At 33.9% G+C, this 23,786-nt stretch carries 23 protein-coding genes; 14 read left to right on the top strand and 9 right to left on the bottom strand.

The genetic code is table 11. The annotated features are described in order from the left end of the window. The first annotated feature begins 341 nt into the window (after nt 1–341). The 3 genes from AZF04_RS20290 (at nt 342) to AZF04_RS20280 (ending at nt 5,383) form a co-directional block, all read left to right on the top strand. On the top strand, nt 342–1,262 hold the full coding sequence (locus AZF04_RS20290) for a macrolide 2'-phosphotransferase (RefSeq protein WP_061950368.1): 921 nt from the start codon (nt 342–344) through the stop codon (nt 1,260–1,262). A 398-nt stretch (nt 1,263–1,660) separates the two neighbouring features. Beyond that, a complete protein-coding gene (locus AZF04_RS20285) occupies nt 1,661–3,787 on the top strand; it encodes an MMPL family transporter (RefSeq protein ID WP_061950367.1) in 2,127 nt (708 codons plus the stop codon). A 708-nt stretch (nt 3,788–4,495) separates the two neighbouring features. Beyond that, nucleotides 4,496–5,383, top strand: coding sequence for a GNAT family N-acetyltransferase (locus AZF04_RS20280; protein WP_061950366.1), 888 nt, complete (start codon nt 4,496–4,498; stop codon nt 5,381–5,383). A gap of 3 nt (nt 5,384–5,386) precedes the next feature. Here the strand turns inward: AZF04_RS20280 and AZF04_RS20275 are convergent, their stop codons facing one another. Continuing rightward, nucleotides 5,387–5,926, bottom strand: coding sequence for a D-glycero-alpha-D-manno-heptose-1,7-bisphosphate 7-phosphatase (locus AZF04_RS20275; protein ID WP_061950365.1), 540 nt, complete (start codon nt 5,924–5,926; stop codon nt 5,387–5,389). Between the two features lie 20 nt (nt 5,927–5,946). Further along, nucleotides 5,947–6,129, bottom strand: coding sequence for an H-type small acid-soluble spore protein (locus AZF04_RS20270; protein ID WP_061950364.1), 183 nt, complete (start codon nt 6,127–6,129; stop codon nt 5,947–5,949). Between the two features lie 225 nt (nt 6,130–6,354). Here AZF04_RS20270 and AZF04_RS20265 point away from each other — a divergent pair, with 225 nt between their 5' ends. Further along, nucleotides 6,355–7,056 (top strand): hypothetical protein, encoded by a 702-nt coding sequence (locus AZF04_RS20265; protein ID WP_061950363.1) that lies wholly within the window; start codon nt 6,355–6,357, stop codon nt 7,054–7,056. A gap of 220 nt (nt 7,057–7,276) precedes the next feature. On the opposite strand, the gene AZF04_RS20260 is transcribed toward AZF04_RS20265, so the two are convergent. Next, nucleotides 7,277–8,053, bottom strand: coding sequence for a helix-turn-helix transcriptional regulator (locus AZF04_RS20260; RefSeq protein ID WP_061950362.1), 777 nt, complete (start codon nt 8,051–8,053; stop codon nt 7,277–7,279). Between the two features lie 122 nt (nt 8,054–8,175). Between AZF04_RS20260 and AZF04_RS20255 the strand changes: the two genes are divergently transcribed. Next, nucleotides 8,176–9,123 carry a glycoside hydrolase family 43 protein gene (locus AZF04_RS20255; RefSeq protein WP_061950361.1) on the top strand — a complete coding sequence of 316 codons (948 nt, stop codon included), beginning with the start codon at nt 8,176–8,178 and terminating at the stop codon, nt 9,121–9,123. A 7-nt stretch (nt 9,124–9,130) separates the two neighbouring features. Next, the gene (arfA, locus tag AZF04_RS20250) at nt 9,131–10,642 is read left to right on the top strand and encodes an arabinosylfuranosidase ArfA (RefSeq protein ID WP_061950360.1); all 1,512 of its coding nucleotides are present in this window, start codon (nt 9,131–9,133) and stop codon (nt 10,640–10,642) included. A 67-nt stretch (nt 10,643–10,709) separates the two neighbouring features. Here arfA and AZF04_RS20245 read toward each other — a convergent pair whose 3' ends face one another. Further along, nucleotides 10,710–11,555 (bottom strand): hypothetical protein, encoded by an 846-nt coding sequence (locus AZF04_RS20245; protein WP_061950359.1) that lies wholly within the window; start codon nt 11,553–11,555, stop codon nt 10,710–10,712. 269 nt (nt 11,556–11,824) lie between these two features. Between AZF04_RS20245 and AZF04_RS20240 the strand changes: the two genes are divergently transcribed. Further along, entirely contained in the window at nt 11,825–12,601 is a 777-nt protein-coding gene (locus AZF04_RS20240; protein WP_061950358.1) for an SDR family NAD(P)-dependent oxidoreductase, read from the top strand. Between the two features lie 138 nt (nt 12,602–12,739). Here the strand turns inward: AZF04_RS20240 and AZF04_RS20235 are convergent, their stop codons facing one another. After that, nucleotides 12,740–13,237, bottom strand: coding sequence for a ferritin (locus tag AZF04_RS20235; RefSeq protein ID WP_045482050.1), 498 nt, complete (start codon nt 13,235–13,237; stop codon nt 12,740–12,742). 331 nt (nt 13,238–13,568) lie between these two features. Between AZF04_RS20235 and AZF04_RS20230 the strand changes: the two genes are divergently transcribed. From AZF04_RS20230 to AZF04_RS20215, 4 genes are all read left to right on the top strand, one after another. Continuing rightward, the gene (locus tag AZF04_RS20230; RefSeq protein WP_064504251.1) at nt 13,569–14,105 is read left to right on the top strand and encodes a hypothetical protein; all 537 of its coding nucleotides are present in this window, start codon (nt 13,569–13,571) and stop codon (nt 14,103–14,105) included. Between the two features lie 83 nt (nt 14,106–14,188). Next, nucleotides 14,189–14,503 carry a serine hydrolase gene (locus tag AZF04_RS20225; protein WP_061950357.1) on the top strand — a complete coding sequence of 105 codons (315 nt, stop codon included), beginning with the start codon at nt 14,189–14,191 and terminating at the stop codon, nt 14,501–14,503. 377 nt (nt 14,504–14,880) lie between these two features. Further along, nucleotides 14,881–15,360, top strand: coding sequence for a hypothetical protein (locus AZF04_RS20220; protein ID WP_061950356.1), 480 nt, complete (start codon nt 14,881–14,883; stop codon nt 15,358–15,360). Nucleotides 15,361–15,444: 84 nt separating this feature from the next. Next, nucleotides 15,445–15,771 carry a DUF2834 domain-containing protein gene (locus AZF04_RS20215; protein WP_061950355.1) on the top strand — a complete coding sequence of 109 codons (327 nt, stop codon included), beginning with the start codon at nt 15,445–15,447 and terminating at the stop codon, nt 15,769–15,771. 94 nt (nt 15,772–15,865) lie between these two features. On the opposite strand, the gene AZF04_RS20210 is transcribed toward AZF04_RS20215, so the two are convergent. Both AZF04_RS20210 and AZF04_RS20205 read right to left on the bottom strand, forming a co-directional pair. Next, nucleotides 15,866–18,424, bottom strand: coding sequence for an ABC transporter permease (locus AZF04_RS20210; RefSeq protein WP_061950354.1), 2,559 nt, complete (start codon nt 18,422–18,424; stop codon nt 15,866–15,868). Then, entirely contained in the window at nt 18,421–19,188 is a 768-nt protein-coding gene (locus tag AZF04_RS20205) for an ABC transporter ATP-binding protein (RefSeq protein WP_061950353.1), read from the bottom strand. The genes AZF04_RS20210 and AZF04_RS20205 overlap by 4 nt, the downstream gene beginning before the upstream one ends. A 162-nt stretch (nt 19,189–19,350) precedes the next feature. On the opposite strand from AZF04_RS20205, the gene AZF04_RS20200 reads away from it, so the two are divergent. After that, nucleotides 19,351–20,052 carry a response regulator transcription factor gene (locus AZF04_RS20200; RefSeq protein WP_061950352.1) on the top strand — a complete coding sequence of 234 codons (702 nt, stop codon included), beginning with the start codon at nt 19,351–19,353 and terminating at the stop codon, nt 20,050–20,052. Continuing rightward, nucleotides 20,042–21,406 carry a sensor histidine kinase gene (locus AZF04_RS20195; RefSeq protein WP_061950351.1) on the top strand — a complete coding sequence of 455 codons (1,365 nt, stop codon included), beginning with the start codon at nt 20,042–20,044 and terminating at the stop codon, nt 21,404–21,406. The genes AZF04_RS20200 and AZF04_RS20195 overlap by 11 nt, the downstream gene beginning before the upstream one ends. Nucleotides 21,407–21,644: 238 nt before the next feature. On the opposite strand, the gene AZF04_RS20190 is transcribed toward AZF04_RS20195, so the two are convergent. Continuing rightward, nucleotides 21,645–21,995, bottom strand: a complete 351-nt coding sequence (locus AZF04_RS20190) for a hypothetical protein (protein ID WP_061950350.1) — start codon at nt 21,993–21,995, stop codon at nt 21,645–21,647. 247 nt (nt 21,996–22,242) lie between these two features. Between AZF04_RS20190 and ytvI the strand changes: the two genes are divergently transcribed. Continuing rightward, on the top strand, nt 22,243–23,361 hold the full coding sequence (ytvI, locus tag AZF04_RS20185; protein ID WP_061950349.1) for a sporulation integral membrane protein YtvI: 1,119 nt from the start codon (nt 22,243–22,245) through the stop codon (nt 23,359–23,361). Nucleotides 23,362–23,437: 76 nt separating this feature from the next. On the opposite strand, the gene AZF04_RS20180 is transcribed toward ytvI, so the two are convergent. Further along, the gene (locus tag AZF04_RS20180; protein ID WP_045482077.1) at nt 23,438–23,728 is read right to left on the bottom strand and encodes a CD3324 family protein; all 291 of its coding nucleotides are present in this window, start codon (nt 23,726–23,728) and stop codon (nt 23,438–23,440) included. Nucleotides 23,729–23,786 lie beyond the last annotated feature (58 nt).

Here is a 23,786-nt window from a genome sequence, read left to right as displayed (position 1 = left end):
ACGCCAGAAAACTTTGAACAATAAGTAACTGAATATGTTCAAAGGCTCTGTTTTCATTAAGCAGAGTATTCGGGAGTAGTCTGCACATTTTTAATCATCTTCTACGGAGAAGTCTATACTTTTGACGTGAAGAAAGGCAGATATTCATCTGTCTTTTTTGTATGTCAGTTGTACGCTCATATACAGTATGACGTTTTTTGCTATACCTCGTTTACTCTTCACCACAGACAACAGACCGTCTGTGGTTTTTTTTGACTACATTCCTTTAAATCTTTAAAAAAATGAAATACAAGAAAAAAGAATGAAACCACTATATTAGAAAGATTAATGGAGGAAAAAGCATGAATACACTTAAAATTAAGCAATTAGCAACAAATAAAGGATTGGATATTGTAGAAAACAGTATCAAAATCAATGAATCAGGTGTTGACTTTCAAGTAGCCTACGCCAAAGACCAGCATAACGATAAATGGATTTTAAGAATTCCACGTAGACTGCAGTCAATGAGACATGCACACCAAGAGAAAAAAGCATTAGATATTATCCGGCGTCATTCAAGTTTTCAAGTTCCGGATTGGTCTATCTTCTCTGAAGAATTAATTGCTTATAAGCAATTAAGCGGACTTCCTGCAGCAACCATTGATATTGATTTACAAAAGTATATTTGGAATTTTGATGAATCCAATGTTCCATCTGACTATTATCAATCATTAGGGAAATCCCTTGCCGTATTACACTCATTGCCTCAAGCAGACTTCCAACATATCGGAGTTGAAATTGTTCATGCCAGGGAGTTAAGAGCTTCCATGAAAAAACGAATGGAAATGGTGAGGAAACAATACGAAATCAACACAAATTTATGGGAGCGCTGGCAAACCTGGCTTGCTACTGACTCTCTCTGGCCCTCCCATGTAGGAGTAAAGCACGGCGACTTACATCCAGGCCATATACTCATCAACAAAAATCATCAAGTAACAGGCTTAATTGACTGGACAGAAGTTGGTATTGCTGATGTATCTGTTGATTTCATGGCCCATCAGCTTCTTTTTGGGAGTGATGGACTGTCAAAGTTAATCGAAGCTTATGATAATGCTGGCGGAAAAACATGGTCTAGAATGGATGAGCACATTGTAGAACTTCTAACAACAAGCGGCATTACTGTAGCAGAATATGCAGAAATCTCAGGATTACAAGAAATGCGTGAAACAGCTGCACTTATGCTAGCGAAATGTAAAAAACGTCCAGGTCATTATCGACCATAATAAGAGTGAGAAACTACGTGTAGAAAATCCTTCAAACAGTAATAAGACTTATCTTTTACCGCGATGGGCGGTTTGTTATCGCTTTAATTAATGTCTTAAATTTCTTTTCATCTTACATTTGAAAGGCAAACCGTTGCTTCCGGTCCATCGGACAACATATAAATGAGCCGTGCAGTCTTGGAAAGAGTCTATTGAGTGAGCAGTAAAATAAGCAATCAAATCCAATGTTAAAACAATATCCCCGAAAACTGAAGATTTAATTAAACTGGGTAAAACAGGGCTTATACAGAATGATGGAAAAAATTAGGTGTTTCTACTTAGCTTAAGTTTGATTTTTCATTATTAGGGGAACATAATTATGGTTAATTAGTTACTTATTTTTTTAAGGGGGCTTGAATTTGAACAAGTTTTTACATCCTATTACAGACCGCGTCTCAACTAAAAAAGGGGCTTGGATTACCATTTCCATTTGGTTGCTGGTCATGATTTTATTAAGTTTTGGACCAAATGTTAACGATTATAAGGTATCTAACTTTGAACCCTTACCAGAAGATGCGGATTCGATTATAGCTGCTAATAAAATTGAAACTATTTTTCCTAATGAGCAAGGGACTCCAGGTATTTTAGTCTTTTATCAGGCAGACAACAGTGTCGAAAGGCAGGAAGTGCAAGACACGGTATCAGCTATAATGGATGCAGAGATAGCAGGAGTTGATTCTGTTTTAGATATTTCCCAACTTCCAGAACCGGCATTGGAGGAATTTCGTTCAGAAGACCAATCTTCATTTATTGTTCCTTTTCAATTGGAGGCAGAATTAGGTAGTAAGGATTATTTAGAAATTAATAAAGAAATAACAGAAATAGGTGATCATGCTTTAGCGGAATCTGGTGGTATTCAATTATTTGTTACGGGACCAGCAGGGATAGCGGGAGAAACGGTAGAACTGTTTGAACGAGCTGATTTTGTTCTGTTAATAGCTACTGTCATTATTATATTATTTTTATTAATAAGCATTTATCGCTCGCCATTGCTAGCTTTCATTCCATTGCTTGCAACAGGCATTGTATTCCAAATAGCTAATCAAAGTTTGGCTTTTCTTGGAGCAGGTGGTCTTGAAATCAATAATCAAACGACCTCCATTATGAGCATTCTTTTATTTGCTGCAGTCATTGATTATTCTTTATTTGTCTTTTCAAGATATCGAGAAGAACTTTATTCACATAATAGTAAATATGACGCCATGCGCTTAGCGATGAGAGCTACAGCTGAACCGGTATTTATTGCAGGAGGTACCGTTCTTTTAGCGATGCTCATCTTGTTTTTCGCTACTTTTAGAGAATATCAAAACTTTGCTCCTATATTTGGTGTGGCGATCGTCTTTATTATCCTAGCATCGATAACCTTGGTACCTGCTCTATTTACTGTATTTGGTCGTAAAGCCTTTTGGCCAAAAGTACCAAATTACGGTGATACGTCCCAAAATAAACATACCTTCTGGAATAAAGTTGCCCGATTTGTGATTAAGAAGCCCGGTATTGCTAGTGGTTCTGTCACATTGTTATTGTTAATCACATCTCTAAATATTTTTAATATGGAATTTGAGTTTGATCTCGTAAAGAACTTCCCAGAAGACATGCCTTCAAGGATGGGATATGAAATAGTTGAAAATAACTATGATAAAGGGGAAATTGCTCCAACTACTTTATTAATTGAAAATGATAACAGTTGGACAGAAGAAGAAATTGACGATATCATTAATGACTATTCATCCTTAGAAGAAGTAGCCACTACTTCACTGGAAAATATTTCAGATGATGCAAAGTCAATTAAACTCAGCATGGCTCTTCAGATTAATCCATACTCGATTGAAGCGATTGAATTTATTGATGAGATACGAGATCAAGCAGAGGCTCAATTACAATCCCTTTCCATTAATGGACAACAATACTTTGCGGGAACAACTGCACAGTTAGCAGATGAAAGAAGCGTCAATAATCGTGATATTGTTCTTATTGTTGTACTAGAAACGTTATTAATTTTGGCATTGCTTGTATTTATGACGCGCTCGTTGCGAATGGCCAGCTATATGATGGCAACGATTATTTTCTCCTATTTGTCTGCTTTAGGTTTAGGTATTTTCCTTGTAGATGTCCTTTTTGGTTATGATGCTATAAGTACGAGAGTTCCAATTTATACCTTTATATTCTCGGTTGCATTAGGAATCGATTATAATATCATCTTAGTATCGAGGTTTTTAGAAGAAAGAAGAAAGCATTCAGTCAAACAATCTCTTGAAAAAGCGATTACTCATACTGGTGGTGTTATTTCCTCTGCTGGTGTTATTCTTGCTGCTACATTTGCTGCACTCATGACTATGCCTATCGCCGATTTGTTTGTTTTTGGCTTTATCGTATCACTCGGAGTATTAATCGATACATTTTTAGTAAGAGGATTATTATTACCATCACTAATTTTGTTTTTTGAAAAAGATAAAAGTCATCCTCAGAAACAAAAAGAAGTTTAACAAGAAAAGTAAAAGTAAAACGAGTCCGTTTCATTTCGGATTCGTTTTTTTATTCTTTTTTAATGAGCAAGATGTGCGGGTAATTGTCTAGTATGAGTGGAAAAAGCTCAGTAAAGTAATGAAAAGCCACCTTTCAATTATGGTATTTTTTTACCAATTTACCCGTAAAACTTATAAAATTTTTTTATATGAGTGAATTTCATAATTGCTCTATAAACGAATAAAACCGAACGTTTCTTATAAACCGAATTAACTTCTTGATTGAAACGGTAGGTAGTGACTCCCAAAGGATCAAGATCCACTCTGACGAAGCGCTGCGTAGTCAGAGTTAGCTGAAGACAAGCCCTTGGGAAAGCATCTACCTAAAGTGAAAATCAAAAACCTAATCGTTCGGTTTTTATTAAAAATCAAATGTTTGTTAATTAACTTCTTGATTGAAACGGTAGGTAGTGACTCCCAAAGGATCAGTGCAGTCTGAAGATCCACTCTGACGAAGCKCTGCGTAGTCAGAGTTAGCTGAAGACAAGCCCTTGGGAAAACATCTACCTAAAGTGAAAATCAAAAACCTAATCGTTCGGTTTTCATTATAAGATATGAATGATGAAATTAATTAATATAATAATTTCTGTTTCCTTATTTTAATCTGAGACTTTATAATAATTTTATGATCATTTAGAGAAAAGACTTCATCCAGCTAGGGGGATCATTATGGAAATTAGACGTTTATACAAAGAAGACAAGCTTTTATTTGAACAAATGAACACAGGAATAGAAGATGATTATGTATTACATATTTACGATCAACTAATGGAAGAACCTCATTTTTTATATGGTTTATTCGAGCAAAACCAATTAGTTAGTATCGGTGGGTATACCATGTTTGCTGATGAATACGCCATGCTTGGCCGCTTAAGAAGCGACCTCTCCTATAGAGGAAAAGGCTATGCTTCGAAATTGTTGGAATTTGTTATGAATGAGGCCCTAAAACAGCCGGAAGTGAAATGGATAGGTGGCAACACTCAAAAAGACAATCCATCTGCTATGAAGGTCTTAAATAAATTAGGTCTCAAATCGTATCCCCTCATTTATCATGCTACGACTAATGACGTGGGGTCCTTAAAAAGGGTAGGGGAGTTATGGAGGAAAATAAATGATTTTACTGAAAAAAAGAGATGGTTATTAGAAAATTATTCCGATTCTAATAATCTCTTTGGTTATGAATGCTACTACCCATTTCCAGCAAGTGAAGCTTTGTTTTCTAACGAAAAGATAAAGGAATGGACTATTTTTGAAAATGAGTCTAAAACCCGCTGTTTGCTTTTAAAAAATGACGTAAAAGGGGTGCCTATCGTCCATGTCATTTATCCTTATGATGATATTTGGACACAGCCTGGTTTATGGAAAACGATACAAACTTTTTATGATGCCAAACCCATACACAAAGAGTCTGATACGCAGATTTGGCTCGATTTAAGCGATCAACAACTATTATCTATACCAGCTGAGCATACTTTTACTATTTCTACTCCTTGGATTTTATATGGTGAAAATCGCCAGCAACTTTTAATACAACAGAAAAAGCAAACGTTCCTTTAAATACTAAGCTTCAATCATTTGTTCTAGAATCCACGGAATGGCATCATGTAGGGAAGGGAAACTAGCATCTGCACCAAAGCAATCTGACGTTCTTTGATGGACTAAAATCGTTTTGCAGCCTGCTTTTTTCCCAGCTTTTATATCTGGTTCACGATCGCCAACCATAATACTTAAAGGTAAGTCAATATGATATTTTTCAGCTAATTGAAGAAGCATATTTGCTTCTGGTTTTCGACAGAGACAACCTTGATTAGGCTTATGAGCACAGTAGGCGATGTCGTCCAAAGTAGCATTATACTTTAATAAATCTTTCTTCATTTTTTCATGAATCGATTGTAACATTGTTTCCTTTAAATACCCTAAGCCAACACCACCTTGATTGGTCACGACAAAAACCAATATTCCTGCATCATTTAATAATTTTATGCTTGTTCCTACACCTTTCATTAAATGAAAATCTTTGGGATTATTCACAAATTTCACTCTTCTAGTCAAAACCTCATTTATGACTCCATCTCGATCCAAAAAAACAGCCTTTTTCATTCTAAACCATTCCTTATTCCTTAAAAATGTTCCATCAAACTATTCAAAGATACTTCAAGTTCATTGTCCGGATTTTCAAGGGAATAGACCCTTGCTGTCTTACTTCCTTCATTGACATGTTGAATATAAATCGGTGTTCCATCATAAGTAACATTGGCCATAATAGGTGATTCAGCAATTTCCTTAGCACGCATTATATTCATGATATAATCTCCTTTTTTTAATCGTTAGACTTCTGTGATAGTATGTCGATACTAGTCAAAAGTATACGAAAGAATCCACCCTAAAATTCAACTAAAACTTTCCCATTATCATTCTGCTCTCGAAGCAGGAACGGAAGATATCCATGCCTAATACTCTCAAGAAGTGTTACATATTTAAAGGATAATTGAATGTTTTATTGAAATGTTATAGTGAGGTGAGCGGAGATGAGAAAAGATGAGGCAGGTAGAAAGTTGAATTTAGACCGAATCGTATTCATAGGTAGAACATACGAAGAATATTTAAAAATATTTTCCCTTTCTATAGACGATTTAAAAGGGAAGCGAGTTCTTGATTGTCCCGCAGGTGCTTGTTCATTTACAGCTATCGCTAAGCAATTAGGGGTAAATGCTACAGCAGGTGATATTGCATACAGCTTTTCGGCAGAAGAATTAGAGACAAAGGGTCTAAATGATATTAGTCATGTCACAGAACATATGAAAAAAAAACCGAGAAATTATAGATGGGATTATTTTAAGGACTTAGAAGCGCTAAAGCAATATCGAATAAAAGCTTTAAAAGAATTTATAAAAGATTTGCAGATTAATAGAGAAAGCTATATTCCTGTTACTTTACCTTCATTACCATTTAAAGATGAACAATTTGATATAACTTTGTCGGCTCATTTTCTCTTTATGTATAGTGATAAACTAGATTTTGCTTTTCATCCAAAAGTGATAGATGAGCTTTTAAGGGTATCTACAGCAGAAGTGCGGATCTTTCCTTTAGTTGATTCTATAGGAAATAGACCTCCATTTTTAAAAAGGTTGATGGATACAATACAAAAACAAGGCTGGAAAGTAGAAGAGTTAGCCGTTCCATACGAATTTCAAAAAAATGCAAACACGATGCTAAAAATATATAAATGATCGAAGTGAAAAATTCCTCCAAGACATAAGGTACCTAATCATTTGGAAGGACAGGCAAAAAAAAGAGAATCAACTTATAATGAAAGTGTTTATGCTATTCGCTCCCATCATCAAATGTAACAGGACCCAATCTTCTAGTAAGAAGAAGGGTCCCGTTTGTTGTTCATGTATGTAGCATTTCAGATTATAGTTATTTTTTTTAAATTATATGCTGTCTATGTTAGAGAAGCTGTTTTTCTCGATATTCCTTTGGCGTAAAACCTGTACTTCTTTTAAATTGTCTTGAAAAATGACTTGCACTAAAAAAGCCACAGCTCTCCGCCACTATTTGAATGATAGATGCTTTATTCTTTAGTAGCTGTTTCGCTTTATTCATCCGCGCATTTAATAAATCAGCTTTCGGTGAAATGAAAAAAAACTTTTCATAATACGTATAAAACTGACTCTTTTCAAGATGTACCATTTTACAAAGTTCAGAAACCTTCCAATCCTTCTCACATTGTGTAATTAATTCTAAGCGTAGTTTTAAAAAGGAATGATATAGCACACCAAATTCCTTGGACTCAAGTGGCTGATCCAACTGCCTAGAGCATTCCACAAATAAATGGCGTAATAAAGCATCCATCATTTCATTTTTCAATTTAGATGGTGATAAAAATTCAGATTGAAGCTGTTGAAATAACTCATCCATCTTTTCTAAATGATAAGGGTAGAAGACCTTATTTAATGGAATTTCATATAGTTCGACTTGCTCTTTCGTTGTACTAAAATGAACATAACTATTTTGAAATTCTTGAATAGCCTCATAATCCTGTGGAGCTGTAGGTGTATATAAAATGCAGGCCCCTGCTTTAGTGATTACGATTTTATCATTTAAAACAAGTCTCATAGGCTTATAAAACCTTAAAAACAAATAAAAACCTAAACCATTCGGTCTATAAATACGATCATGATTCGGGTTATGGCAGCTATAATCACAATAATCTAATAGAAACATAGATTCCCCTCCAAACTTTAGTATATCAATACTGGAAGAAGTGTCAAGAATATCGGAAGAAACCATCTTTTTTTGAAAGCGTTTTTACTGTATTCTATCGATAAGTAGAGAGGAGGAATAGTATGGGAGCGTATTTGTTTGTTCACTTTAAAGAAAAGCGAACTCCAGATGGTGAACAAGTTTACTTTGGTGTTAGTCAAGATGGCTATCATTGGGAAGAAGTAAACAACGGGCACCCTGTTCTTTGGAGCTATTTTGGGGACAAGGGTGTTCGAGATCATACGATTATACGTACAGAAAATAACGAATTTATCATAATGGCCACAGATTTAAGTCTGTCTTATGGGATGCTGAATCAATATAATGACTCATGGGCAGAAATCGGAAGAAATGGTAGTAAATCATTAGTATTATGGCGCTCCAAAGATTTAATCAATTGGGAGCGTCAAGAACTCATAAAACTAGGAGACAAAGAATTAGGTTGTCTTTGGGCACCTGATATTATCTATGATTCCATTGAAAAAGACTACATTATTCATTGGTCGTCTTCTTACTCTCGAAACAACTTTACAAATAAAGCGATATTTTATTCACGTACAATAGATTTTCACTCATTTACAAAGCCAGAGATTCTTTATAACAAAGAAGATAGTGGTGTAATCGATTCTGCCATGTATGAAGAGGATGGACTCTATTATTTATTTGTTAAAAGTGAGGGAGCTCCTGATAATATCATACTTTTAACATCTAAACATATAACAGGTCCCTTTAAAAGAATGGAAAATTTTGATCAAAGTATGGCTCATTTGGAATCAGGAGTTTACGAAGCTCCTACAGCAGTAAAAGCAGACGATGGCCGCTGGTGTTTATTTTTAGATTATTATGGAACGGGAGCAGAAGGGCAAGGCTATGTTCCTTTTATAGCGGATAAATTGGCAAGTGCTCATTTTATCCGTAGTGAATCTTCCTTTTCGTTTCCATATGGGTTTAAGCATGGCACTATTTTAAACATAACGAATGAAGAGTATAAACGCTTAAAAAATTATCATAAAAAACCTTCAGAATATTAAAGGAGAGATGATCTTGAAAAAAGCAACCTTACACGTTAATAAGCACTTTCAAATAGGAGAAGTAGATAACAGAATTTATGGTTCATTTATTGAACATTTAGGAAGAGCCGTTTATGAAGGTATTTATCAGCCAGACAGTCCATTTGCAGATGAGCAAGGAATGAGAAAGGATGTTCTAGATTTAGTAGAGCAGTTAAATGTTCCTGTTGTTCGATACCCAGGGGGGAACTTTGTATCAGGCTATCGCTGGGAAGATAGTGTCGGTCCGAAAGAAGAGCGTCCTTCTACGATTGATTTAGCTTGGCGTGTCATTGAATCTAATCAATTTGGTTTCAATGAATTTATGGATTGGACAAAAAAAGCAAAAACAGAATGTATGATGGCCGTTAATTTAGGTACTCGTGGAATTGAAGCTGCCAAAAATATTCTTGAATATAGCAACATTAAAGGTGGTAGCTATTATAGTGACCTTCGCCGTAAGCATGGTTGGGAAGAGCCTCATAATGTAAAGCTTTGGTGTCTTGGAAACGAGATGGACGGACCTTGGCAGGAAGGACATAAAACCGCTTATGAATATGGTCGTTTAGCATCCGAAGCTGGACGCGCTATGAAAATGTTAGATCCGACGATAGAGACGGTTGCTTGTGGGAGCTCTTCATTAACGATGCCTACCTTTGGAACTTGGGAAGATACCGCCTTAATGGAATGTTACGACCAAGTAGATTATTTATCACTTCACCAATACTATGGAAATCGTGAAAATAATTCAGCAGACTTTTTAGCCAATACTGTAGCGATGGATCAATTTATAAAACAAGTAATCTCCATTTGTGACGCGGTAAAAGCTAAAAAACGTGGTAAAAAGGACATACACCTATCTTTTGACGAATGGAATGTCTGGTATCACTCAAATGAACAAGATCAAAAAATCGAGCCTTGGAGTCAGCATCCTCATCAATTAGAGGACGTTTATAATTTCGAGGACGCTTTATTAGTGGCTGGGATGATGATTACCCTTCTTCGTCATGCAAATCGTGTTAAAATTGCATGCTTAGCTCAATTGGTCAATGTTATTGCTCCGATTATGACCTCTGATACTGGAGCTTGGAAGCAAACCATTTATTATCCTTTTGAACTTATTAGTAACCTCGGTCGAGGAACAGTATTAAATACGGAAATTCAAGTTCCGTTCTATGAATCTAAGCATGGAGATACGCCTTTTTTAGATTCAGTAGCGATCATGAATGAGGAGTATGAGACGCTCACCATTTTTGCTGTTAACAAAGATTTGAAACCTTCCGAAGAGATGGAGCTTTCAGCTGATTTACGTCAATTTGAAAACTATATAGTTGATAAACATGTTGTATTAGTGCATGACGACCTTAAAGCAGTTAATACCGAAGAGAATCCAAATAACGTCACTCCACATGCAAATGGAAATGCTACGCTAGAGAATGGACATTTACAAGCAATGCTACCCGCTCAAAGCTTTCATGTCATTACATTAAAAAAACAGTAAGATACTTATAAAAATGTAATCCAAAAAGCAAAGATGATTTTAGAGCATCTTTGCTTTTTTATTTCTTTTATTCAGCAGCCAACCATGGACTTAATTGCAGGGATACATCACTCGTATTAATTGATTGACCAACTGTAAAACCCGTTAAATTTTGTGCCCTGAAATTTATAGGTGGGACCTCTTGAACACTACCAAATCCACTGTTTTTACCTGCAATGGCTGAACCATTCACTTGATTATAAACAGCTAAATAATAGATAGAATCATCATTTAAAAGAACAGGCGACACTAAAGGTAATGTAAAAATTCCCGCTGTAATATTAGCCATCATACTTGTTACAGCGATTACTGTTGCTGTTGTATTCGTTTCAGGCTCAAGAATAGCCATTTGAAAGTCACCAGTAGCGGTCCCAGTCTGAATGATATAAGCGGACATTTCGGTGACGATCGTTGACTGTTGAATAAATACAAGCGCTCCAATCGCTTGATTGTTTCCCGCTCCTGCATTAAAGGGTATTTCCGTCTCAATGGAGCCCATTGTAGTCGTTTGTATAAAAAAAGGAGTTGGGCCACCCGCCCCACCGGTAGGTCCGGTTATTCCTTGTAGACCCGTTGGTCCCGTAGGACCCGTTACGCCGGTTATCCCTGTTGTTCCTGTGGCACCTGTTATTCCCGTTACACCGGTAGGTCCGGTTATCCCTGTTACGCCTGTAGGTCCTGTTACACCTGGTGCTCCAGTTATCCCTGTTGTTCCTGTGGCTCCAGTTGGACCCGTTACACCTGGTGCTCCAGTTGTTCCTGCTGGCCCGATAGGACCGGTTGGTCCCACCTTAGGGAAAAATGGCTTTTTATGCGAAAGATTTATATTAGGAACAGCATGACAAGAACTGTTTGTTCGATTTTGATATTTCATGTCAACACTCCTTTAAGCACATCACTAACTATAATTAATGTATTAACAGCTCTAGAAAATGTATAAGCTTATACCCGTTATAGACGAAATACCTTTCTATCATAAGAATAATCTTAGTTATATAGGTAATCTTATAAAACAGTGGCAAAAGAAGTGACCATCAACAGAGAGCGCTGATGAGCATAATACTTTACTTCTTACTAAAAATAAGTGATAATACATTTTGTAAGTTAATAATTATTCTCATATAGTGAAGGGAGAAGTTACAAATGAAATTTCAAGATAAAGTCGTATTAATAACAGGAGCATCAGGTGGAATAGGAATAAAAACGGCTAAACTGTTTGAGAATGAAGGAGCAAGGCTAGCATTAGTTGATTTAGATAAAGGGAGATTAGAAAATTCAGCTAAAGAAGAAGGACTAAACCTATCAGAAAGTTTACTGTTGTCCGGAAATGTTGGTAGTGAGGACGAGGTACAAGCATTTGTAAAGGAAACAGTCAATCATTTTGGTAGAATTGATGTTTTTATTAATAATGCTGGGATTAATGGTCATTTTGGCGACATTACCGAACAGTCCATTGAAAATTTCCAAAATGTCATGAACGTTAATGCTACTGGGGTATTTCTAGGTCTTAAACATGTTATGAAGGTCATGAAAGAACAACAATCTGGAGCGATTGTAAATACAGCCTCTAACGGAGGGTTATTAGGTTCACCTGGCATGGCTCCATATATTGCTTCTAAACACGCTGTAATAGGCTTGACAAAATCTGCGGCATTAGAAGGAGCCCCACATCAAATTCGTGTCAATGCTGTTGCTCCATCTGGAGTAGATACAGCTATGGTTCACGCAATAGAGAAAAATGCAAGCCCTGATAACATTGAAGAAGCTAGAAAACAATTTAAAGCAAGTGTACCAATGAATCGTTATGCTACTGCCGAGGAAATTGGGAAGTTAATGATGTTTTTAGCTTCTGATGATGCTTCCTTCATTTCAGGTTCTTATTATCGTATTGATGGGGGACAAGGTGCAACATCTGTTTAAGCCATCCCTTTTAAATAATCATATCATATCATTTCAATATACTTATTAAAAAAAAAGCCCGACACATTTACTTGAGTTTAAATGGAGTCGGGCTTCATTTTTATTTACATGAGATTGAAGAAGGTCATCAATATCTCACTATTCTCCTACTTTTCGTTTTCCTAATTCTTGTTCATAAATATAAAGAGCGTTTGAATCATCTTTAATTCTTGTTAAATAATCAATATGAGTTTCAAACATTGACTCTTCTTCAACTTGTTCATCTAAAAACCAATTCAGAAAAGAAAGAGTTTGGTATTCACGTTCGTCTTGAGCAATACCGTATACTTCATAATAACTTTTTGTCACCTTTTGCTCCTGAACTAATGCCGCTTCAAAGGTTTCAACAAGTGAACCGAAGTTTGCTTTTGGTGTTTTAATTTCTGAAAAAACAGCTTGCTGACCTTTATCGTTTAAATACGTATAAACCTTCATTCCGTGTTCGCGCTCTTCAGTAGCTTGCATTAGAAAGAAATTAGCAAAGCCATCATAGCTATTATGATCGCAATAAGCAGCCATTGCCATATAATCATGCGCAGCTTGAAATTCAATATTCATTTGACGGTTTAATGCTTTAATAAGATTTTCTGATAACATAAAATCACTCCTATTTATACTAGTATTTACAGTTGGTTGAACGATCATAACCATTTTGCTGAAAAGGTGACATTGAGTAGTTCTATTCTCTACATAACTATACCACAGTGAGTGTAAAGGTAAACTATCCAGAATCTAAATGATAATTATTATCAATTATAAATAAATTGTATACGATCATTATTACAAACGGAATAGGACCTTCTTAGTTTTTGCTTTTTATTTATATGAAAAGCGATAGAACGATTCTTTCAAGAACGTTATAATAAAAGACAGCATTAACAAAATAAGTAAACAAAGATATTTGAACCTACTAAGAAGGGAGGAAGTCATGAAAAGTGAAACGATGAGAGCACATTTCCATAAAATATATGAACAAAGAAATACGATGAAAGATATTTTGGATCTTTACAAAGGAAAAGAATGGCACAGAATCCACGATGATAAATGGTCATTAGGAGAAACGTATTATCACCTATACTTATTGATTAAGTGGTTTAGGAGATTAAATATCTTTTATTTGCCTATATCTAAGATTTTTTTAAAAAATTCTAATCAAATCTACTTAAAGAATAGCCATGACATATACAGTCAATATAGAAAAACACATAAAAAGCCGATGAAGGCTCCGTTTATTTTAATTCCACCTAAAAATATTGAAAGAAAGATTTCATTCAATCAATTGTTACTTGAGCTAAATAATGAAACTCTTCTATTTGAAAAAATGGTAGCAGTCTATGAAGAAAATCAAGCTGGTCAAATTAAATTCCCTGACCCAATTGCCCATTATCCAAATTTAATACAGAGTGTAGATTTAATCGGAATACACGAGAACCATCATTTTCAACTTTATAGGACATACGCATAATAATACCATCCATACTAAGAAACCATCTATCAAATGTCACACACTAATAACCGTTTAATAGATAAAAAGGGGTCTAACATACATTGAATCAGCTTAACAAAAAGTTTATAAAGACATTTATTTGCCTTTTATTTATTTCGTTTTTATTCGGCTATCATTCACCAACTACGTTTGCAGCAAAAGATTCGATTTTACTTGAAAATAAAATCGATCATTACTTGGAGACACACCAAAAAAATATGGCTGGTTTAACGACCATTATCATAAATGATGATGAAGTCATTTCCAAAATGCATGGTTATGCAAATATAGAAGAAGAAATTCTTGTAGACGAGAATACTATTTTTGAATGGGCATCTGTTTCTAAAATTCTAGAACATGGTTTGGATTATTTATAAAATTTTATCGATGGTCAGCTATTCCGTTCTCCAACCATTTTTAACTTTAAACCTTATTTATATTGCTCTATCTATGATTAATTGTGGGTATTTAGTATCACTTTAAAAAATCAAAGCATTTCCAGGTTTGAAAAAAGCATTTGGTTTATGAGCATTATTCTTACGATGATTTTATGTATAAATATATTATATTGGGAGTTTTATTATTAATCATTTATGAAATATTTGTTATTATGCCAATAGCATTTTAGTTTACTAGTCATTTATTATTTTTTCAAAATCATAACATTTTTATGACAAATGTTTATAAAACCCTTTGATTACGTTTTACCTCATTCAAAATGGGAACAGAAAATGGTAAAAGGAGATGATTTAACATGTTTGAGTGGAGTGATTTAATCACAGCATTTTGGGCGTTTTTCCTCATTCTTCCTTTGGTTTCTCTTATTCATCAGTTAGGTCATTGGTCGATGGCTAAATTTTTTGGGGGAACTTCAAACCTGGTTATCGGCAGGGGAAAAACGATTTTTACTATTGGCTCTATCTCCATAAAAAGAATCTATATTGCCGATTCTTCCTGTAGCTATAGAGGATTAAAAACGAATCATAAAATAGCTCATATTTTAGTACATGCAGGAGGAATCATCTTTAACATTGGTACGATGATCGTATTAAATGTGATGATTTCAATAAATATTCTTCCTGAAGCCACCTATTTCTATCAATTCGGATATTTTTCTGTTTATTATGCTTTTTTTGCGTTACTTCCAATTAAGTACAGTGAGAAGCATGTAAGTGATGGTTTAGCGATTTTTGAAATACTGCGAAATCTAGACATAAAGGATGTTACGGATTAAGTGATGATTGCAGAAAATATTCTTAGCGTTCTAATTGAGATAGGGAAGGGACCATAACGTCTTTGTAAAAATAAGGAGGTAAGAATGAAGTACTTTTATGGAATATTAACAATACTAGGTTTCCTTTTACCGTATTCACAATTCATTCCTTGGTTATATGAAAATGGTTTTAATGTAACACAATTAATTAATGAAGTCTCCCAATCGAACATTAGTTCTTTTGCATGGTTGGACGTTATCGTAGCAGCCATAGTGCTAATTGGATTTATTTTATATGACGGAAAAAAGAAGGGGATGAAACATTTATATTTTCCTATAATAGGAACACTGACAGTGGGTGTTTCATTTGGTCTTCCATTATTCCTATTTTTAAGAGAAATCCATAGTGAAAAGAAAAAACAAATAAAATAAAGGGTAGGTAATATTTGTAACAAGGCGTAAAAGAATCTGGTTATTTTCATATTAAAAGGGATCAAAAACCAAAGTTAGGTTCTTGATCCTATAACTATTTAATATGAGAAAGGATATCTTTTCTCGACGCCCAAATAGCTGGAACGATGAAGGCAGTTAAGCCAATTAACGGTGATAACAATAGCATCACGAAAGAGGTTTGAAATGGAAGAGAAATAATCTCGCTACTTAACGACAGATTTAAGTGAACAGAAATCCATAGTGACATCACTACTGCAACCACTCCACAAATAATCGATATTAATGCACCTTCTATAATTAAAGAGAAGGTTTGTCGCTTTTTACTTAAGCCGACGGCTCTTAAGATAGATAATTCTGGTAGTCTTTCTTTTATGCTACTGATTGAGTTATTCATTAGGCCGATGATAGATAAGCCTATCATAAAGCCAGTCGCTAAAAATAATATAATCATACGTTGGTTATATTGAGCTAAGAAATCATTTACTGCCTCATAGCGATCGTAAATCGTAACTTCCTGTTGAAGATTTAGATCATTAATGACAAATTCTAGCGTCTTTTGATCAATTAACTTACTATCTGTAGAATCAATAAGTAATTCTGAATGATTGACAACACCAAATAAATCTTTCATTTGAGTAGGGTTTAATAGTAAAGTAAACTCACTATCATCTCCAAGCATCATACTATGATCAATAATCATTCCAATAGTAAGGTAATAAATTTCATTATTTACATCATTAAGTACTTCGACTGTATCTCCAATGTTGTAGCCCATTGCATTCGCTGCACTTAAAGTAATGATAACTTCATTGGCCGTTAGAGCATTTATATCTTCCTGCCCTTCTATAATGCTAGAAGTTTTCATTAACCTTTCTATATCTGTACCAGTAATTCTAACTAAGGCTTGTAATGAATCTGAATGTTCAATAGGATATAACCCAGCTGCTTGATTTGGCAAATTTACAGTCAACCACATTAAAGGCTTAGTAAAAAACAACGAATGCTCTTCAACATTGTCTAATTCAATTAAGCGGTTAAATAATTCAGGAGTAAATCCATTTGAATGGATCCTTTCATTTCCGTAAGCCATTTCTGTCAATTTATAATCGGTTGGATTGAGGTTGAATAACTGTTCAATGGATGTTTTCCTCATACTATCTAAAGTAGTAAACCCAATTATGCTAATTGAAACACTTACTAATAAGATAACTGCTATTTGCTTATTTTTTTGCATTTGTCTTCGTGCATTAAGTGGAATGAGCTTTAAAAAATGGTCATTCCTGAATTTCTCGATTAAAAAGATAGAAATCTTTAAACCGTAATGTAAAAAATAAGTGGTGAACAGGATCATAGAGCTAAAAAGAGCTATCATTGAAACGATGTGCCACATGGCATGATTGATTAAAATACTAAATAGTGATATCAACACACATACTATGAATGCTATCATGAAATACATATGTTTAATTCGGTAGATTGCATGACTCTTACTCGTATTTTGATAAGCTTCAATAGGTGGTGAATGGCTAGCTTTCATAGCTGGAATAGATGCTGAGACTATTATTAGCACCACGTAAATAACACTATAAAAGATGATAGTGAACCAAGGTATTGAAATATTCGTAACCTCTATATCCGCAAAAGAAATTGAGTTCATAAGTATTAATAATGGAACAATCATTCCTACAACTATACCTATTAGCAGTCCTATACTTCCAATTATAAATGACTCTATTAAGCTTAATTGAAATATCTTGCTTTTAGAAGCACCGATAATTCTCATTACAGCATATTGATGTTGGCGATTCTGCATAGAAATTTGAAGGATACTCATTAAAAGTAACCCACTAACAATAAGGATAGTTACATTAAGTGCGGTTAATATTGGATAAAGACCCCCTATATTTTCACGTTGCTCATCCGCTTCGTATAAGAAATCTATTTTTAAATCGGGATTAATCAAATGAATCTGTTCAGCAACCATTTGTTTAGAACGATAAGAGTCTAAACTAAGCATTAACATATTAGGACCTTCTCTTGTTACGGATTCTAACCAGTCATAATTAAAAAGTAATATTCGATTTAAATACTCTCTATCGTCTGATAAGCCAACCACTTTTACTTGTTGCTCTTCTTTTGGTGGGAAAGGAAGTTTGATCACATCTCCCACATTAATATTATTTAATTTTGCATAAGCAGGAGAAACAATTACTTCTGCAGCTCCGGGGAGTTCTTGAACCCCAATCTCAACCATCGTCGTTTCATAGGCGAGCGGTTCATTTTTAAAGCCAACATAAATCTCGTCATGCAAATCATATTCAATTTCCATACCAAGATAAGGATAGGAAACGGGGGTAAGCTCTTTAACTTGTTCAAGGCTTCTTATTTGATTAAAATCATCATCGGAAACTGGTATCCTTGAGTCGTGTGAAAGATTTAGTTGATGTCCAACATATAAATCAATTTCTCCGAAAAGATCCTTTACAGAAGCTTCATTCGATTCTTCGATCGATGCAATGAATATTTGAGAGGCTGTAATAATCATCGCCCCTAAACTAACCCCTAGAATCATTAGGAGATTGCGTAATTTCTGCTCGTATATTAGCTTAAAAGCTAGTCTAATTAATTTCATTTGTTTTTCCTTCCAATACTATTAAGTAACTGTGACAGATACATTACTTTGTTTTCATAATGATCCAACTTTGAAAGAGTTTGCTCTTCAACAATGTAACCATCATGCATCATTAAGACTCTATCTGCATAAGCAGCCACTTTGGCATCATGAGTAACCGTGATGATTGTTTGTTTATGTTCACTATTTAATCTTTGTAATTGCTCCATTACTAAGATTGAAGTATTGGAATCGAGACTTCCAGTTGGTTCATCAGCTAATAATATTTCAGGCTGATTGATTAAAGCTCTTGCAATGGCTACACGTTGTTGCTGCCCACCAGAGAGCTCTGAAGGGAAGGATGTGGCTAATTGTTCGATGCCTAAATCATTCAGAATGCTCCGTGCTCTTTTTTTTAAAGAGTGTTCATTTCGTTTTTCTTGAGTAAAATAATTAGGTAGTGTGATGTTATCCATTACATTCATAACTGGAATCAAATGAAAAAATTGAAAGACAAACCCATAATATTTATTTCTCAATGAAGTTAATTCATCATCATCAAGTTCTTTCAAATTTATATCCTTAAAAAACAACGAACCTTTCGTAGGTGTATCTAAACCTGAAATCATATTAAGAAGGGTGGACTTTCCTGAGCCACTCGTTCCCATAATAGCCGTAAATGATCCTTTCTCGAAAGTGACATCAATTGATTTTAATGCGTATACACTGTTCTTTTCGTTATTACCAAATTTCTTCGTAATAGATTTACCTGTTAATATGTTCATTAATAAAACCTCCTTGCACACACTTTAACAAGGAAAAATAAATGAACTATATTTTATTTATAAGCGATTTATAAAAGAAAAATTAAAAAACGTTTATAAATGACTAATTGAATTCAGTAATCAGTCATAATATACTGAAATTGGAAAAGGAGGGGGAAGAGCTTGTTCGAAAAGAATATATTATTAGTTGATGATCAACAAGATATTTTGGAGTTAATGAGTGATTACTTAGAAGCAGCAGGTTACAGCATTTATACTGCGTCTAACTCGGACGAAGCAATAACTATTCTAAATAAAAGTTTAGTAGACATTATTTTGTTAGACGTGATGATGCCTGGAGAGGATGGATTCTCACTTTGTAAAAAAATACGTGAATTTAGTACTACTCCGATTTTATTTCTCAGTGCTAGAGAAGGGGATATTGATAAAATAAGAGGTTTGACAATCGGAGCAGATGATTACATAACGAAATCTTCAAATCCTGCAGAAGTAGTAGCTCGAGTTAATGCTATACATAGGCGACAACTATTTAACGTAGAAGATAGTATTGAACATAGAGGCGGGTCTGGAGCCGTACATATAGACCATTCATCCATGGAAATTTACATTTTAGGGAATAAGGTGGATATGAGTATTAATGAATTTAGATTGTTTTCTTACTTATATTCAAATGTAGGGAATGTTCTTTCATATGACCAAATCTTACAAAAAGTATGGAAAGACGATTATTATGATCCGCAAATTATTAGAGTATACATAACAAAATTAAGAGATAAATTAGCAGAATATAATCATATTTTGAAATTAAAGAATATTAGAACGCTAGGTTATCGCTTAATCATGGTAACTGACGATGAACAATAAGAAGTCGCTCCCAATTAATTGGCTATTAGTCTTTTTTTCAATTTGTTTAATTGCCATCCCACTTCTCCTACTCAAAATATATGATCACGTAGTATTTGATTATTTTAGTGAACCTAATTACTTTGATAACCCAAACATTTGGTTGGAAGAGCAATTATTACTTGAGGAAATTTTTAATGACTCTGAAGAAAACATAAAGCATTTAGATCATGTAGTAGAAGAAGAAGGGGTTAATGTTGAAATCTTTAATAGCTCGAATCAGTTAATTTATCGAAACATGCGTCATGAGAATCAATCCATCATCGATAACGAAGAGAAGCTAATAACAGAATCCTCCTATAGGACAACCGTATTAGATAAGGATAACCAAATATTAGGTTATATTTACACAAGTCCAAATAATTGGGATTTTTCAATGCAAAATTCTAATTCAAGTGAATCAGTTATGATGTTTATACTAATAATTGTAATCCTTATCATATTATTTATCTTTTTGTTTTTAGTCAGAAATGAAATGATAAAGCCTATTATAGCATTAAATAAAGCGTCTAAAGAAATAGCTAATGAAAATCATTCTATAAAAATAACAGACTCAAGAATACGAGAAATTAATGATTTAACTTCAGCATATGAGCAAATGAATCAACATTTAGCCACACTTAAAAAACAAAGAAATCAGTATGAAAACGATCGAAATTTATTCGTTTCATCCATTGTCCATGATTTAAGAACTCCATTATTCGGTTTAAAGGGTTATTTGGAAGGTTTAACAAATGGATTAGCCACAAATGAAGAAAAACGAGAAAAGTATATCCTAAAAGCTACGAATCAAGCATTAAAAATGGATCAATTATTAAGTTTATTAGCAAACTATAACCGCTCATCTTACCTTAGTGAGCATATCTCAAAAGAAAAAATAGACTTGAACCAGTTAATTGAAGATATTCTAGACGATTTAGACTATCAAAAAAACAAAAAAGAGGTAAAAGTCATTAAAAAAATGGAGCGTATTGTAATCTCTGCAGACCATTTTCTGTTATATCAAGCTATGGAGAATATCCTATCTAATGCTATTAGATTTAGCCCAGTGGAAGGTTCTATTTATATCTCAATAAAAAAGGATCACCATTTCGTAAAAATTTTTATAAAAGATGAGGGACCTGGCATAGCAGAATCTGAAGTCGAGCACATTTTTAAGCCCCTGTATCAAACAGATCCATCCCGTAGTAACAGCGGACATATCGGTCTCGGTTTAGCTATTAGTAAAAGAAATATAGAGAGTCAAGGCGGAACCATAAAAGCTATCCACTCAAAAGATGCAGGTTTAGAGATAGAAATAACGCTGACAGATTAAGAAATGATTCATCATAAATAAAAAGAAAGCGGCTGTTAAAGTCGTTTTTTTATATGAGTTAATGAAAAGAAAGGGGGCACGATTATTGAAATTTTGTCTAGCATAATGAAAAATGAGAGAATTAAAAAATTCATTTCATAAGTTTACATAATATATATTATCGGATCCAAAATAAAAAAAGAGAAATTAATCTCATTAAATGAGTATACTCATAGTTTTGAGACGGAAAAAGATTTTTTTATGATAAGGACTGTTTTAATAAATTACTGGCCGTTTTTGCTTCAAATAATTGCTCACTATTATCGTATCCATCATCAATTTGAGATTGTAATTGATTGATTCGATTTTCGATTAATCCATTAAAGTTTTTTACTTTATTGTACAATTCCTTTTTAAATAAATCATTTTTAACACCAAATCTTTCTGCTTCAATGATAATTTCTTCAATCATGTCTCCATTATTAACAACATTTCGGAAATATTCTTCGAAGGTTCTCACATCTCCTGTAATTAGCAACTCTGTTTCAAAGTCCTGATATAAAGATTTAAAATCAATCGCAACTTCTATTAAAAATTGTTCATATAACACCTTTACATCGCTCCCTTCTTTTGGTTATTATCTCTATAACTTTTTAAAATAATCACATAAATTGCTTATTTTTTTAATCAACGCTATGATGTAATTACTACCAAATTTTGTTGGAATTTGCTTTGTCTATAATAAAGTGATTTTACGATTTATTTTGAATATAATGTATATAATATAATGAAAACATAAAAAAATGATCAAAGTAAAATGTTAAGCTTTTCGTTTTAGAGAAAGAGAGGAATAAACGATGACTCAAGCTCATGCATGGATGGCATTGCGGGCTGTTTTACTAGCAGCTATTATTATTGTTGTATGCTGGCTGTTTCTTAAATTATTTTCACTTACATATCCTTTTTGGTTTGCTGCACTATTCGCTTGGTTTTTGCAGCCACTAGTGCGATTTCTTCAAAATAAATTAAGACTTTCATCTGGTTTTGCAAGCTTATTTGGCCTATTAGGTGGAGTCCTCATTATAAGTGGGATTTTGACTGGTATAGCCTTCCTTTTGTTTTATAGTCTACGTAATTTCTTTATGCAAATTCCTAGTTGGGTTGAAATGGCTTCAATTGGCATTCAAAATTATTTTAATAACGTCATTTTTCCTTTTTGGCAAGAAGCATTGGGATTATTTAATCGTTTTAGTATAGAAGAACAGGAAGCATTTAAGCAAAGTATTTTACAATTAGGTACTCAGCTTGCTTCTACACTAGGTCAATTAGGACAAGGGATTGTCGACCGTTTTACGCACTTATTATTAGGATTGCCCACCTTCTTTGTAGCTTTTATCTTTTTTTTACTAAGTATTTATTTTATGGGCAAAAGCTGGGCGCAATATCAAAATTTTTTCAAAAAAACCATTCCATATGGCTTTAGATTAAGAGTGAAGGATTTTAATCGCGCTATCAAAAATCGTTTATTTGGATTTGTTCGTGCTCAGGTAATCATTATGTTCGCAACAGCGATTATTGTCATTATTGGGTTAACTATTCTTCAAGTAGATTATGCTTTTACATTAGCCGTTGTTATTGGAATTGCTGAATTACTTCCGTATCTTGGTACTGGAACTATTTTAATTCCTTGGTTTATTTATTTGTTCATTACAGGAAATATTAGCTTAGGGGTTGGTATTGTTATCTTGTATGGAATTGTAGTGGTCATTAGACAATTAATTGAGCCCAAAGTTCTTTCTAGTAGTTTAGATTTAAATCCAGTTGCTGTCTTAATTTCCTTCTTTGCTGGATTACAATTATTTGGTGCAATCGGTTTATTTATTGGTCCTGTATTATTAGTGCTTATGATGATTTTACATGATATTAAGGTTACTCATGATTTAGGAAGGTTTATAAGAGATGGTTTTTCGAAATAATAAAAAAACGTAGTCTATCGATTAACAATGACGATAACTACGTTTTTTTTGAAATTCACACATGTTCATCTATTTATTAAAGTTTAACGGATTTTAACTTTCCGCGAATTTGATACACAATCTTTCGGATACTCTCAGCACTTAAATTGTATTGTTTCTCTAAATCTTCAATAGAACAGCCTTGATGATAAAGCTTATACATCTCTTCGTTTCGTTTAGCAATTAATTGGCGCGAACCATTTATTTCTCCCCAGCCCGCACGTTCTTTATTTCTTTTAGGGATATAAATACATTCACCGTCAATATATTTTTGTAATTCCTTTAATAGCTTAGGGGGCAGTACCTCTTTTCCATTTTTGTATGACAAATAAAGCGTCCTCCTTTTGAATAACCCGTCTTATAACCCCATTACATGAAGTATTTAC

This window comes from Alkalihalobacillus trypoxylicola (assembly GCF_001590785.1).
GTDB classification, from domain to species: Bacteria; Bacillota; Bacilli; order Bacillales; family Bacillaceae_D; genus Alkalihalobacillus; species Alkalihalobacillus trypoxylicola.
This window is presented reverse-complemented; position numbering and strand designations above follow the sequence as displayed.

What these genes read in the sequence shown, in the direction of transcription:
- arfA (WP_061950360.1), top strand. Translation starts at nt 9,131, where the DNA reads ATGATCTTGAAAAAAGCAACCTTACACGTTAATAAGCACTTTCAAATA.
- AZF04_RS20240 (WP_061950358.1), top strand. Translation starts at nt 11,825, where the DNA reads ATGAAATTTCAAGATAAAGTCGTATTAATAACAGGAGCATCAGGTGGA.
- AZF04_RS20260 (WP_061950362.1), bottom strand. Translation starts at nt 8,053, where the DNA reads ATGTTTCTATTAGATTATTGTGATTATAGCTGCCATAACCCGAATCAT.
- AZF04_RS20215 (WP_061950355.1), top strand. Translation starts at nt 15,445, where the DNA reads ATGAAGTACTTTTATGGAATATTAACAATACTAGGTTTCCTTTTACCG.
- AZF04_RS20220 (WP_061950356.1), top strand. Translation starts at nt 14,881, where the DNA reads ATGTTTGAGTGGAGTGATTTAATCACAGCATTTTGGGCGTTTTTCCTC.
- ytvI (WP_061950349.1), top strand. Translation starts at nt 22,243, where the DNA reads ATGACTCAAGCTCATGCATGGATGGCATTGCGGGCTGTTTTACTAGCA.
- AZF04_RS20280 (WP_061950366.1), top strand. Translation starts at nt 4,496, where the DNA reads ATGGAAATTAGACGTTTATACAAAGAAGACAAGCTTTTATTTGAACAA.
- AZF04_RS20275 (WP_061950365.1), bottom strand. Translation starts at nt 5,926, where the DNA reads ATGAAAAAGGCTGTTTTTTTGGATCGAGATGGAGTCATAAATGAGGTT.
- AZF04_RS20290 (WP_061950368.1), top strand. Translation starts at nt 342, where the DNA reads ATGAATACACTTAAAATTAAGCAATTAGCAACAAATAAAGGATTGGAT.
- AZF04_RS20210 (WP_061950354.1), bottom strand. Translation starts at nt 18,424, where the DNA reads ATGAAATTAATTAGACTAGCTTTTAAGCTAATATACGAGCAGAAATTA.
- AZF04_RS20270 (WP_061950364.1), bottom strand. Translation starts at nt 6,129, where the DNA reads ATGAATATAATGCGTGCTAAGGAAATTGCTGAATCACCTATTATGGCC.
- AZF04_RS20255 (WP_061950361.1), top strand. Translation starts at nt 8,176, where the DNA reads ATGGGAGCGTATTTGTTTGTTCACTTTAAAGAAAAGCGAACTCCAGAT.
- AZF04_RS20235 (WP_045482050.1), bottom strand. Translation starts at nt 13,237, where the DNA reads ATGTTATCAGAAAATCTTATTAAAGCATTAAACCGTCAAATGAATATT.
- AZF04_RS20245 (WP_061950359.1), bottom strand. Translation starts at nt 11,555, where the DNA reads ATGAAATATCAAAATCGAACAAACAGTTCTTGTCATGCTGTTCCTAAT.
- AZF04_RS20195 (WP_061950351.1), top strand. Translation starts at nt 20,042, where the DNA reads ATGAACAATAAGAAGTCGCTCCCAATTAATTGGCTATTAGTCTTTTTT.
- AZF04_RS20205 (WP_061950353.1), bottom strand. Translation starts at nt 19,188, where the DNA reads ATGAACATATTAACAGGTAAATCTATTACGAAGAAATTTGGTAATAAC.
- AZF04_RS20230 (WP_064504251.1), top strand. Translation starts at nt 13,569, where the DNA reads ATGAAAAGTGAAACGATGAGAGCACATTTCCATAAAATATATGAACAA.
- AZF04_RS20265 (WP_061950363.1), top strand. Translation starts at nt 6,355, where the DNA reads ATGAGAAAAGATGAGGCAGGTAGAAAGTTGAATTTAGACCGAATCGTA.